14 protein-coding genes are annotated in these 12,716 nt (G+C 44.3%); 5 read left to right on the top strand and 9 right to left on the bottom strand.

The features are described 5' to 3' along the window. Nucleotides 1-47: 47 nt before the first annotated feature. The 4 genes from ONE56_RS01655 to ONE56_RS01670 all read left to right on the top strand — a co-directional run bounded on the left by ONE56_RS01655 (nucleotide 48) and on the right by ONE56_RS01670 (nucleotide 3,855). Nucleotides 48-797, top strand: coding sequence for a hypothetical protein (locus ONE56_RS01655; protein ID WP_423840144.1), 750 nt, complete (start codon nucleotides 48-50; stop codon nucleotides 795-797). A 638-nt stretch (nucleotides 798-1,435) separates the two neighbouring features. Beyond that, nucleotides 1,436-2,209: an HNH endonuclease gene (locus tag ONE56_RS01660; protein WP_423840145.1), complete on the top strand. Its 774-nt coding sequence runs from the start codon at nucleotides 1,436-1,438 to the stop codon at nucleotides 2,207-2,209. Nucleotides 2,210-2,237: 28 nt separating this feature from the next. Then, nucleotides 2,238-2,924, top strand: coding sequence for a hypothetical protein (locus ONE56_RS01665; RefSeq protein WP_423840146.1), 687 nt, complete (start codon nucleotides 2,238-2,240; stop codon nucleotides 2,922-2,924). A 97-nt stretch (nucleotides 2,925-3,021) separates the two neighbouring features. Beyond that, entirely contained in the window at nucleotides 3,022-3,855 is an 834-nt protein-coding gene (locus ONE56_RS01670) for a hypothetical protein (RefSeq protein WP_423840147.1), read from the top strand. A 151-nt stretch (nucleotides 3,856-4,006) separates the two neighbouring features. Here the strand turns inward: ONE56_RS01670 and ONE56_RS01675 are convergent, their stop codons facing one another. Next, complete coding sequence (locus ONE56_RS01675) at nucleotides 4,007-5,206, bottom strand: IS4 family transposase (RefSeq protein ID WP_423840148.1); 1,200 nt, start codon at nucleotides 5,204-5,206, stop codon at nucleotides 4,007-4,009. Nucleotides 5,207-5,367: 161 nt separating this feature from the next. On the opposite strand from ONE56_RS01675, the gene ONE56_RS01680 reads away from it, so the two are divergent. Next, nucleotides 5,368-6,387, top strand: a complete 1,020-nt coding sequence (locus ONE56_RS01680; RefSeq protein WP_423840149.1) for a hypothetical protein — start codon at nucleotides 5,368-5,370, stop codon at nucleotides 6,385-6,387. Nucleotides 6,388-6,462: 75 nt separating this feature from the next. On the opposite strand, the gene ONE56_RS01685 is transcribed toward ONE56_RS01680, so the two are convergent. From ONE56_RS01685 to traJ, 8 genes are all read right to left on the bottom strand, one after another. Next, nucleotides 6,463-6,738, bottom strand: coding sequence for a hypothetical protein (locus ONE56_RS01685; protein WP_423840150.1), 276 nt, complete (start codon nucleotides 6,736-6,738; stop codon nucleotides 6,463-6,465). Between the two features lie 498 nt (nucleotides 6,739-7,236). After that, the gene (locus ONE56_RS01690) at nucleotides 7,237-7,962 is read right to left on the bottom strand and encodes a hypothetical protein (protein ID WP_423840151.1); all 726 of its coding nucleotides are present in this window, start codon (nucleotides 7,960-7,962) and stop codon (nucleotides 7,237-7,239) included. A 167-nt stretch (nucleotides 7,963-8,129) separates the two neighbouring features. Further along, on the bottom strand, nucleotides 8,130-8,375 hold the full coding sequence (locus ONE56_RS01695) for a hypothetical protein (RefSeq protein WP_113598361.1): 246 nt from the start codon (nucleotides 8,373-8,375) through the stop codon (nucleotides 8,130-8,132). A gap of 100 nt (nucleotides 8,376-8,475) precedes the next feature. Further along, the gene (gene trbL, locus ONE56_RS01700; protein ID WP_423840152.1) at nucleotides 8,476-9,567 is read right to left on the bottom strand and encodes a P-type conjugative transfer protein TrbL; all 1,092 of its coding nucleotides are present in this window, start codon (nucleotides 9,565-9,567) and stop codon (nucleotides 8,476-8,478) included. A 2-nt stretch (nucleotides 9,568-9,569) separates the two neighbouring features. Continuing rightward, complete coding sequence (locus tag ONE56_RS01705; protein ID WP_275015501.1) at nucleotides 9,570-9,758, bottom strand: hypothetical protein; 189 nt, start codon at nucleotides 9,756-9,758, stop codon at nucleotides 9,570-9,572. Nucleotides 9,759-9,760: 2 nt separating this feature from the next. Then, nucleotides 9,761-10,537: a P-type conjugative transfer protein TrbJ gene (gene trbJ, locus ONE56_RS01710; protein ID WP_136483276.1), complete on the bottom strand. Its 777-nt coding sequence runs from the start codon at nucleotides 10,535-10,537 to the stop codon at nucleotides 9,761-9,763. Nucleotides 10,538-10,566: 29 nt separating this feature from the next. Beyond that, entirely contained in the window at nucleotides 10,567-12,339 is a 1,773-nt protein-coding gene (gene traI / locus ONE56_RS01715; RefSeq protein ID WP_423840153.1) for a TraI/MobA(P) family conjugative relaxase, read from the bottom strand. 5 nt (nucleotides 12,340-12,344) lie between these two features. Further along, the gene (gene traJ, locus ONE56_RS01720; RefSeq protein ID WP_423840154.1) at nucleotides 12,345-12,707 is read right to left on the bottom strand and encodes a conjugal transfer transcriptional regulator TraJ; all 363 of its coding nucleotides are present in this window, start codon (nucleotides 12,705-12,707) and stop codon (nucleotides 12,345-12,347) included. Between the last annotated feature and the right edge of the window lie 9 nt (nucleotides 12,708-12,716).

Consider the following 12,716-nt stretch of genomic DNA (forward strand, 5'->3'; position numbering starts at 1 on the left):
ATTTTAATTGATGAATTTAACGTTAGTCTAATAAGGATAACTTTTGGATGATGGGTTTAGTATTTAAGTGTTTGAGTGTTTTATATAACTTTTATCCAGTTAAGATCTTTCTGAACAAGCGTATAGAAGGATATTTCCTTAATTATCATATCGCCCAGATTCTTCAGGAATCTTCAGATATATATGTGATCGCGACATATTGTCGATTAAGTGATTTGAAAGATAAATCTCCGTTGAGAGGGGTGCTCTGCGAATACCTCAGAGTAGGAGATTTCTACCCAACGCCTAAAGATCTTGCAGTAGCTATAAATGTTTCAATTAATGCATACTGTAATCAAAAGTTCGTTAACGAATCTAGCATTATCGATTTAGCTTTTCATTTATCACACGAAATTAAAAGAAGATTATTTGAAGACCCTTTACTTAAAAAAGTATGTGACGATTTTGGTAAAGATATAAGCATCTACTCCTCATCAGGAAATCGGATGGAAATTGAGCAGTTGTTTGCTGACAAGAAGAATTTATTTATTTCGTATTTCTCGACTTTTGAAAAATTGGAGTTTAGTTACAGTGTGAAAGTTTGGCATCAAAGTCAAGAAAACTCGTTCATAGAATGGAAAGAGCAAGATGCCATTAATGTTCATTTGAATCCTATGCGCATCAGAGAAGGTTTTTTCCTAATGGGTTTCGATTACCATTGTAATCAGTCTAATAGAGGGCTCAGGTTAGCCACAAGAAGTAATGACTATGAAACGTTTAATGGTGATAGCAACGGGAAAATTATTTGGGCATATTAGCATAACAAACGAGCATGGCGTCAGTAGTTAAATTTTTACCATATTCACATGCCAAACAGTACCTATAGCGATCAATCAAATTATGATCGCTTAGCCTTGCCTCTTTTCTACAACTCTTCTTGCATCTTGGCCGAAGCATCTTTCATGTCCTGGCGCAGATCTTCAATCTCTTCAGGCGTGAGTGGTCTTGGTCCATCTTGGTTTAGTTGATCAGAACAGGATGATTTGGCTTCTTTTCTCTTTCTCAGCTCCTCTCTGGCTCACTTGGATTACTCCTGCATATCTTTCCTCTAGTGTACCTTTTTTCGGCACAGCACTGACACTCTGTGATTTCAGGACTCTCCGATCGATGGCTTTCACCATTTCTGCACACTAAGACAGAAGAGGCGATCTGTCTCCACAACAAAACTGGCTAGTTAGCACATAATAGACACGTTTCTTGTGTCATTTCTTGACCGCCTTTTATCGATGGCAGATTATGAGCTTAGTGGATTATTGGTGGTTAGATAGATATGTTCTGTAGTTGCAGGATGTTGAAGAAACTTAACTATATAAATCAGTGTATTGAGTTGGTGGTGTCTGTGTTTTATTAAAATTATTATACAGACAATGTCTGCTTAAAAAAGACTGTTAAATGAATGGAAATCATGACTAGCAACGAATTAAGACTACTAGAGTATTTGGTGGGACATTTCCAATCGGGAATTATCAGTCCAGATGACCCAAGGACGCACTTGCCTTATTCAAAGGTATTGAGTGAACTAGGTTTTCCTACTGATGGGCGAACCCCAGGGGATAGTCTCAACCATCACGCTATGGGTGGATTGGCGGAATGGTTATATGAAAACAGTCTTCCTGCGATAACCGGCATTATTGTTAACAAGCTTACTGATCAAAAAAGAGGCGGCTTTCCGTCTAAAACATATTTTGCTTACCACAATAGACAAGATATGGATTTTGAGTGGCAGCGTGGCCAAATTAGGAGGGCGTGTCAGCTTGATTGGACTCTCGAACTTGAGAAGCTGGGTGTCTTACTTGAAGGTGATTTCGAGCTTCCTGAAGAGGTGCCAGAGGACTTCATTGAAGGTGCAAAAAAAACTATTACAATAAACGCCTACGAACGCAATCCAGCCGCAAGAAATTCATGCATCAAGGCGCATGGGGTTACGTGTTCAGTATGTGATTTTAATTTTGAGACAATTTACGGTGAAAGAGGCAAGGGATTTATTCATGTACACCATTTGCGTTCCCTTGCCGAAATTGGCCAAGAGTACAAGATTGATCCGGTAAATGACTTAAGACCTGTCTGTCCAAATTGCCACGCAATGTTGCACAGAAAAGGCAACATAAGTATTGAGACACTTCAAGGTGAAATATCATTTAACAAAGCATTGCTGCGGACAAGCCGCTGAATGCGGCGTTAGCCATACGGAGTAAAGAATGCCAATTTCTAAATATTCTCAAGAAGAGTATGAAAATGATTTTCTGAAAGATTCTCTTAAGCGAGAAAAGGCATTAGAACGTGCGCTAGATACACGAAAGTTTGAGATTGAACTTTACTGGAAAAGAGCAACTTATTTTTGGACTTTTATTGGTGCTATATTGGCAGGTTTTATTGCAATACAAGCTTCTAGCATCTCAAATAAAACGGATCTTTCAGTTGTCCTGTCGTGTGTCGGCTGTGTGTTTTCAGTAGCTTGGTTCTGTGTAAACCGCGGTAGTAAGCACTGGCAAGAAAACTGGGAAAAGCATGTCGATATGCTTGAGGATTCAATATCCGGTCCTTTGTATAAGGTTATATTGACAAGAGGCGTCCCCAAAGGGGTAAATGAAAATATTCGACATGTATTAACAGGACCTTCAGCGTTATCTGTATCAAAAATAAATCAGTTAATCAGTGTATATGTTTCTATTCTATGGGTTTTTCTAGTTGTTTATTCATTACCGCCATTTGATATACATGCCGATTTAAATTGGTTCTATATATGTATGATTTTGCTTAGTGTCCTTTGTTGCATATCTTTCTTTTGGCTGGCTAGATCCTACCAAGGTGGTTTTTGGCACAATGCAACGATAAGGACAACGAAAATTAAAATGGCTAACAAGGCGCAGCAGTCAGACACATAATGCTTGGTCACTTGTAGTTTAAAGTGTATTTTTTGCTGGGGCTGTAGCGTGTGTGCTGCTGTGCTTGGCGTTAAGTCGCAGTCAGTATCGAGGAAGTATGAAACTAAAAAGATTAAAAACAATTCCTGAAGTGGAAAACTTAAGTTCTCGCCTTGATGGTGATTTTGAGCAACAGGTATTTATATCGGCTCTTCGGAATTACTGTTCAATGGGTAACCCGATACGCTTTAATAACTTTGCTTTTGTCATCCGAGAATTACTTTCTCGTGTCACTGATCGTCTCGCTCCTGTTGAGAGCGTTAAGTTAGCGTGTTGGCATGCACGTGCGTCTGAACAGCGAGAAGTAAATCGAAGACAGCAATTAAAGTTTTGTACGCAAAGCTATTTTCCTGATGACCTTGTGCCAGATTGGGTGAAAGAAGAAATCAAAGAGGTTACAAAAGACTACTTAGATTTATATCAAAAGCTTAATAAATATACTCATATTAATGAGCAGGCATTAGGTAAAAATCCGAAAGAGGCGTTTGCTTTTCTGAAAGACTTGCTGTCTTCGTTTACTAGTATCTTAGATGCCATCCATGACATAAATAGTCATATCATTGATGAAGTGGAGCAAGAAGTTCACGATATAGTATTTGATAAGTTAGTCTTTGAATCACATGAAGCTTTAATCGAAATATCGTCCCACACAGTGGTAGATGCTATTAACGTTGAATCTTACAGTATTGAAAGTGTTGAACCGGATGAGGTTATATTTCTCGGGTATGGGGATGTTGATTGTACTCTAAACTACGGACCAAAGAGTGACCCATTCTCAACCGGGCACAGTGTACCATTTACTTTCAAAGTTAGTGCTCCTATAAGTGATATCACGAAGTTAGATTTCTATGAGCAAGGTATGTATTTGAACAATAGTTCGTTCTACGAATAACAACTTAACAAATGCTTTAATCTGACTGCCAACCTATGTCATTTTGGGTTTGGTTTGGTTTGGTTTGGTTTGGTTTGGCTTTTGTGATTATGGTGGTCCGTTTGAGTGTGGTGTAGTTGGCAGCAAGTTAAGCGGGCGCTGGCGGATCCCCTCATAATTCACCTAAGCCACAAGTGTGTGTGAGGCGTTGATATTCCAACATAGCCCAATGATATTGGGATCCTTTTATTTGGTATCTCCGATAACAACGTACCTCTTTACCCAGTCTAGGGATGGATAGTACTCGGCGATGTTTGATGGTGTTGGCTTGGAAGTCATAATGCCATTGAGCTTGCATGGCGATTAAGCCATTCCACCACATGATGATTTCTGCCATTAGCGCCATCAGCAGTAGGATATCGATACGATTCGTACAGCGAGTTCGATTGTGGCGCAGTGCCAATCCGTAAGCGGGGCTTTTTAGATCTCGAAACGACTCTTCAATCTGCATTCTTTTGGCGTATAAGCGAGTGATTTTAACGCCATTCAATACCTGATTGGGGATGTTTGTTACTAGAAGCCAAGGCTCTTTTGCACCTTTGTGGAATACTTTTCCTGCTGAATGCTTTTGGCAGGTTCGGCTGTGTCGATGGGGTTTTCTGCCTTTAGGTTGACTCTTGTATAAGTAGGCAAAGCATGTGAGCGGTGAACGCCGTGCTAATTGGTTTTCCCTTAAAAACTGCGGCGTGTCAGCTGCCTGAGGATAGAAGGTCTTGTTCCATTGCCAAGGCCCATCACCACATTTGATCGAGACTTCGCCACTTACGCGTCCCAACCAGAACCAACCTTTGTTGGCGACTTGCCGAAACCATGTATTTCTAAATCCAGCATCCGAGACAATGATAGGAGTGCAGCCTTCGGGCAGGAGCGTTTGAAGCTTATCGAGAAAGTATTGATGGCTCTTTGGAGAGTTGTAGTTTTTGTATTCAAACGCCTGCTCATAAAGCGTGACGGCTCGACCTTTAACGGCGACTGAAGCGCGCAATGTCATATAACGTAGCTGCTCACGAACATCTGACCAATCAACGAGCACCACAGGAAAAGGGTTGGCACGGGTAATAAAGGACGCATGCCACCTATAAATGGCGTCTTTTTCACGGTGTAGGTTGCGATTACCGAGCAATCGGTCGATACGTTTAATCGCATGCTTTACGGTGGTATCGGTGTCGAGTGCGCGCCCAACTTTGGTCAATGTGAGATCAGAGCCGTCGAGTACAGTTTTGGTTGCAAGCATCAGAGATCTCAGTCGTTTTTTGTGAATGTCAGGGCATTGATTTTCGAGAGTTTGCTGTAGAATTTGAATGTCGCGCATCGTTAGGGTTCCCTATTAAATCCATTTAATCAGGTGTGTTTTTGGCGAAATTCATTAGATCAGAATGAGCGATGCGCGTCTACTCATTGTTTTATATAGAAATTATGAGGGGATTCGTAAGAACAGGGCGTTAGCTGCCATTAATCAATATCGGAGGTATTTTGAAGTTTACGGAATTTGAACTAGGGCAGGCTGATTATGGAAGTTCAGACGCTGGTTTTGTCATCCATCATTTCTTACAAAGACTAGATGACACTTTTAATCAGTCTAGCCAAAAAAACTTTACAGATTTCTTTAAAAAAAATAAAGATATTTCAAAATGGATGATTTTCAGTGATTATGCTTTTGGTGACCGAAATAAGCCTAATGATGTAATTACTTTTTCTATTTTACCTTATAGTACTGACTTTTTTAAACTTTCTGAATATATAGATGAGTTGTCTTTTAAAGATATAAAAAGACTAAAGCGCGTAAATAAAGAGTTCATAGAATTTGTTGATAATAGTGAAATATTAAACATTTCAATAATTTTACCTAAGAAGTGGGCTTTAGACCCATTCAATGAAAGTAAAGCATTAGAAACTCGTTATAAATTAGCTATAAATCAAGTAAAGTATTGGATATCAAATGAAGGTGATAAGCCTTATTATAAGTCTTTACTATCAATATATAGTACGCTGCTCGAAGAAGTCATGAAACCTAGACCAAACCTCAAGGCAGTCAGAAATATCGAGGTTGTATCATCTTTAGCTGCATACTTTACATATCAAGTGTGTCTAGTATCTGATGTGGATATAATAGGTTGGTTCTCAGACCGAGATCCGATGCTAAGTTATAAGTTGTCTAGTTTTAATAAGCCTGTAATTTTTGATTTGGTGAAAAATAACTTTCATAATTATATGTATAATTCTAAAGGGGATTATAAAGAAAAATTTGTCTTTGGGTTACCCGAAGACAAAGGTAGAGTTTGGTATGATTCTTACAACCGAATACCTGATTTAATCGCAGCAACAATTGCTGACTTTGACCTTGAAAAAAATGAATGTAGTCATCCCAAATTCGTTCCGGTTATAGATAAGATTATTGTAAATATGCCTTATTGTATGGTGTTCAAGATTTTTTATGGAAATAATGAATATTCGTCAGCTTTATTAACCTTTGGTCATCCTGACGGCAGCTAACAAACGAGTATGGCGTTAATGGTTGAATTTTCGCCATGCTCACATTCCAAACAGTAGCTATAGCGATCAATCAAATTATGTTCGCTTAGTCCGTCCTCTTCTCTCCAACTCTTCTCGCATCTTAACCGACGCATCTTTCATTTCCTGGCGGAGATCTTCAATTTCTTCAGGCGTGAGTGGTCTTGGCCCATCATGATCTAGATACTCAGAACGAGGTGCTCTGGCTTCTTTTTTCTTTCTCAGCTCCTCTTTGGCCCATTTTGACGACTCCTGCATATCTTTCCTCAAGTTTTCCTTTTCGGCTTCTGTGAGGGGGCGTGGTGGCTCTGTATCGGGTGCTTTTCTTTTCATGCTGCGTCTGGCTCTCTCGGTGAGAAGATCTTGGTGGTTTAAGTCGATTACCTTCCTGGCGTAAAAACTATCATCTCACCATATGCTCAGGTGCTCAATATGTGAACTGCTCTTGCAGCAAGGTGACCAAGCTTTCAATGGGAGTCCAGAGGGGCTTGCCCCTTTGGGTATAGCGCAGCGTAAACCTTCAATACCTACTTAAAAAGTTTATTCATGACGAGGGACGAGGCATGAATAAATCAGTGATAGAGCTTAACCGTTAGGTTAATGAAGTAACCACTTGTTATACCGGATTCTTTTATCAACTCTCATTTTTTCGAAACGCTTGTAGATACATCAAAACGGAGTCTGTTGAACAGACTCAACTGAGTTATGTCAGAGGGATACGGTACAAGATTTTAGATATGTTCAGGAGAAAACTTGAACGTTAGCGTTGGTGGCTGATTTGAAGACGTGACAAGTCGACCAAAGCTAATTGGCATGAAAAATTAGGGAGTGCTAATGAATGGGTGGGTATCTCAAGTCGAGCGGTGTTAAGCCTGTATCAAATTGCCCCTGGAATGATTCTGTTTGTGTGGCTTCATCCACTATCGCTTTAACTCGCTTCTTCTGGGCCATTTTACTGAAGTAGGTAGGCCATACGTTACACCGGCCCGTTTTTTTTAACCGCTCCAGTGCATGATTTCTTTGTTCATCCAGCCAGCCCGATTTGATGCGAAGTTCTTTCATCAGTTTCATGGTTAACCATTTGAGTCCAGCCGTCCCACGAATTTGACCGTCTTGGTTACGAATATCCATGTTGGCACTGTTGAGGTAGCCTGCTTGCGTTAATTTATCGATATAACGAAACCAAGAGGATTCAGGCATTGTTTCGTTATACATTTTTTCATACCGCTTGATCATGGCTCGGTGTTTGACTGGATCATTAAATGCGGTCTTTGGGACTCCAATGCGGAATGTTGCCCAATCCATATAACTGATTAGAACAGTTAAGACCCGAAACGCTCTGACTCTTACGCGGCGCTGCATATCTCTGTGAGGGCTAATCAGTGAATTTAGAGACCTGAGAACAAAGGGGTTGTCCTGAAAGTGCTTCAGCTTGTCTATCAAGCGGCGAGTAGCCTCTGGCACGCTACCTTGTTTTACTACTCGCAGAACTACACGTACTTCAGAGGAATAGCCTTTGATTGCTGTCGGTGTTGTCTTAGTGTTCTTGCGTGACATGATATCAGTCCTCACAAGATACATTGGATAGGGTGAAATTTAAGCACTTTAACTCTGTGTGAGGTGCTCTATAATGTTTTATTGTCATGTTATACCTCTCAGGAAGGTTAATGTGAAAATGCAGGCCGGTGTTGCGAGCACCGGCCTGTGTGTCTTGATTATTTGTGTTACTTGAACGGCCAACCTCTGGTTTTGTTGGTTTGCTTATTCAACGACATCATTCCTCGATACGCCTTATCGGCCACTTTGTTTTGAATTCCTTCCAGCACGTCAGCTAAGCGATAAAGCTGCTGACTGTATTTGGTGGAATGTGCCCACTGACCAGCAAAATAAAACGCCAGCATTACCAGGAACATGACCGCGAAAAACGCGCCAAAGTCGGTCCAGTTTTGTGGTGGAAAATGTAGTTCCATGCTTGTTCTCCTCTATGCCTAATGGTGAAACTCTGAAGAATTGTTCTCTCAGAACTTCGGTGTGTGATTCTTTAGCCAACCGTCTACCGGCCAGTGAAGCTCAATTCGATTCACGCCCTATACCTGCGGCTCTGGCAAACGGTGTGTCACCTGTACCGGGTTCTTCGGACTTGGCAGAATCGCTGCCAATTGAGCCTGTCATCATGTCGGCCATGTCTGAGTTGGTGGCCGACTTAAACGCGGCTTGAAGAGCGGATGCGCCACCGGCAGTACCCATCACTGCACCAGCCGCCATTCCTCCGGTGGTCATTGCGGCCCCGGCCATTGCTCCGGCACTGATGTTGCCCGAACTGGCTGCGGCTCCAGCGCCTGGGATGAGACCGGCAACGATATTGGGAACGGAATGGATCAGTAGCACCAGGACCAGAGCAACAATGAAAATAACCAGTAGCTCTCGCATGGGGGCGTCGTCAGAAAGGTTGACCAGGAATGAATTCATGATGGACATCGCAATGCCGATCATGAGTGTCATCGTCATGAGTTTTAACGCCAGGCCAAGGACGTTGCGGAAATAGTTAATGGCGATATCGGAAGTCCAGCGTGAGCCGCCAAAGCCGAGGACAAAGATGCCTGCATAACAAAGTACCCAGGCCGACACCAAGGCCACTAATACGTTGGCAGAAACAATCGTCATACACACGACAATCAGCAGGGTGATGATAAAGATCGCCAGGCTGTCGAAGGGGCTGGAAAAGCTGTAGGCATTGCCTGATTTAGCCACAATATCCAGTGCAATACTGATTGGCTCGGATGGCGTGAGTTCACGGGGTAACCCCGCAGCTTCTGCACCGATGATTCTCAGTGAATCGATGATGGACGTGGCAAATTCAGGGCCATTACGTAGCAGCCACAGAAAGAAGCCGAACGTCATGATGAAGCGGATAAACTCAGCAAAGAATTCTCTGATATCCGCTTGACGGAGGAGGAGGGTTCCTCCGGTCCAAACCAGAGAGATAGTACCAAGCAGCCAGAACAGCCAACTGGCGTAGTTAGTCATCACGCCTGCCCAGGTACTGGCGACCGTCATGAACTGCAATGCGACGTCATCCAGCACACCGTTGTTATCAATGGCAGCATGGGCGGCTGCCGAAGGGATAATCAAGCCCAAGGAAATTACCTGACGAACCTTCATGATCAGAATCCCTTATTCTGACTGCGATCGGTAGGGTCACCCATGTTCCAAAAGCAGTTGGCTTGTTGTTTCTCGGCTTTGGTCAGGCCCGGTGAGTCGCAATCGATATCTTTGATGTCTTGAGACTGGTCACAGCCAAGCAGAAGCAATGACGTAAGCAGACACAACGCGATAGATGAAGTAATTTTCATGCTTAAAATCCTCTGTTTTGGGAACGGTCGGTTGGCGAACCAAAATCAAAAAGTGCTTCGTGGGCGGCTTGTTGCAGTGCCTCTTTATCGGCGTCTGCCTGCATCCGAGCGCCGACAGCGTTTTGCTGAGCAATCAATAAACTGCGGATTTGCAGCAGTTGGTTAGCCTGGTTACTGGCAAGCTGGTTGGCATAACCGATAGCGGCCATCTGACCATCAGCTCCCTGAGCGGCTGATTGCAATCGCTGAAGCTGACGGGCATCGGTTTGTAAGTTGTCTTGCTGGAGAGCGAGGTTGTTGAATAACGCATCGTTGGCCTTTTTCTGAGACTCAGAGGCCAAACGACGGTTTTGGATCATGGCAGTCCTTTCCGTTTCACTGCACCCTGAAGAGGAAAAGCAGGGGGAACTGCGGTAGTAGGCCACATCCTGAAATTTGCCCAGATACTCGTCCAGACTGCCAAGCTGATTCTGATAGTAGGCGAGCGTATTGGTCGCCTGAGTCAGATCATGAATTGTGGATTGAGCCTGGTCCCAGATGTAGGAAGCCGGAGCCATCGTGTTTTGCAGCATGTTTTCATATTGCTGTAATTGGGACTGATACTGCTGGATTTGTTTGGCGGTCTGCGTCACGGCTTCCATCGCCGAAATGATGTTTTGTTGCAGGTTAACGCCGTCGGCCACCGGTATACCGGACCAAACAGGGCTAGCGTGCGCCATTATCCCGCCGAGTGCTAAAAGACGAATTTTAGCCGCTAAAATTTTTGTGCTGATGTTCATCGTGTATTCCTTACTGACGTTTAAGTGGTTTATCGACTTCTGCTCTTCTTGGCTTGTTTCTGTTTTTTCTGAGCCATTTCAGCGCGCAGTTGCGCTTTGCGTTGTTCCAGTGCCGATGGCCTCTGCTCCTGTGGTTTGTCAAAACGCATGACATCAAGCTGAGCAAGAGTGCTGAGCGTGTTGCGCCTGATGCTAGGCGGCGCTTTGCCTATCGGCGGAACACCACGGCGTTGAGCCTTAGCCGGTGTGGCCTGATGGTTGGCAGACAGCAAAGATAATCGACGTTGTTCCAGACCTTTATCGCTGAAAGTAAGGGGCAGGCCGGTGTCTGCCGCTGCACGAATTACGCGAGCTTTAAACTCCGGGGAACCATTGACGCTGATTTGATTGCCATAACGCTCCAGGGCTATTTTGAGCGCCTGAGTTATCGCTTCGGAATCGGATTGAGTCGAAACCTGGAGGCGTTGACCATCGTCACGTACTGCGCCATTTTTGGAGCGAAACAGAACGGTGCCGGTTTTGGTGATTGAATCGATCACACTGCTCTGGTCTTTGTGTGTCTGTCCATTTCCCTGGAGCGTGTTGCCATTCAGTGCTTGGGCCGCTTCTCGCGCTCGCAACGCGGCTAATGCTGTTTGGTCACCTTGTTGCGCTTGGTGCTTCAGCCAGTCGGCCCAGGTACGCTTGCTGTGAGTTTGATAAACCTGTTGGCGTTCTTGTTGGTATTGTTTATGGATAGAGTCCAAGCGTCTTTGCAGTGCCTGGCTCGCCTGGGAATACAGCACACGTTTGGTAAATCGACCGCTGCCGGTCAGTTTGATGGCGGCGCGGCGAACCTTATTATTATTTTTGGCGTTGATGATTTGCTGGTTTTTCTTGTGGCGAAGCTGCTCTAAAGCGGTGGCCTTATGAGTTGCGTGAGCCTTTTGCTCACGCTGATAGCGTGCATACAGTTCGGTGGTATCGATGCGTGTTTTTAGCGGCTGCTTTTGGTAATTTCGCTGCGCTGTTTGGCCGGAGTGATTGCTATCGGTCTGATCCGATTGGAACGCGCCGAATCGAGCTTCTAACTTGGGCTTTGAGAGATAGCGCGCAACGGTACTGGCTTTGACCGTGATGCCACTGTCAGCCGAGAAAACCAAGCCATTACCTTTGGCCGATAGCGTTAGGCCATGTGTGCGGCAGGTATCGTGTAACTCAGCCCAGGTCTGGGCGGCTCTCATCTCTTCTAAGCACTCTCGTTTAATCCAACCGGCCAGGCTTTCAATGCCAGAGTGACGCTCCATGTCGGCGGCGCGCGCAGCGTTGTGATTCTGCTGCGGCGTGTGATTATCCTGCTGGAGTCCAAACGCTTTTTCTAACTGCTCACATTGGTCGGCCAAGGTTCGATAGGCGGCATACGGTTCATGCATGGTGTGGCGCGTGGGATGAATCTTATTGATGGCAACATGGATATGCAGATTGTCCGTGTCGTTGTGCACGGCGCTGATACGTTGATGATCGTTAAATCCAAGGCTGTCACACACACGTTTTTCAATCTCTGAAAGCACGTCTTGCTCAATCTGTTCACCGGCTCTGAAGCTGATGATCAGGTGATAGGTTTTATCGTTCTTTGCCCGGGTGTTCGACTGCTGAGTGGCAAGTACTTCGCTGATTGAGTCCCGGACGGAATCGGCGTGGCAGTTCGTCAGCTTTACGTGCCCCAAGCGGTGCTCTTTGCTTTGAGCATCGGTGAGGTAATTGATTAAGCCGGCAAAATCAGATTTGTGCGTGGAACGCATCGGAATGTGTTTAACAATCATGACTATCACCTTTGGCGCAGGACCGACTCCATGATGGTGCTCATCTGATCTTTGGTGGTATCAATCCGGTTCAGCACGGCTTTGATAGTCGGCACACCGATTTGGGCGGCTTTAACATCGTTGGTCAGCCAGAGTTTGAGTAAACCGCCAAGACGGCCAAGATCGCCGTTTACCTTAACCAGCTCTCGAACTTGCTCAGCATCGACGACGCTTTTCACTTGGCGTCCCTGACCAATTCTGCGCAGGTAAGTGGATACGCTCAGCCCGGCTTGTTTGGCGTTGGCTTCAATCCGTTCACGCTCTTCCGGTAGGCAATAGACTTTAATTGGCGTCGTATTCTTCCTGGTGACTTTCTCTGCATGACTCATGTTTTGTCT

Source organism: Vibrio mytili (genome assembly GCF_049563345.1).
Lineage (GTDB): Bacteria > Pseudomonadota > Gammaproteobacteria > Enterobacterales > Vibrionaceae > Vibrio > Vibrio mytili.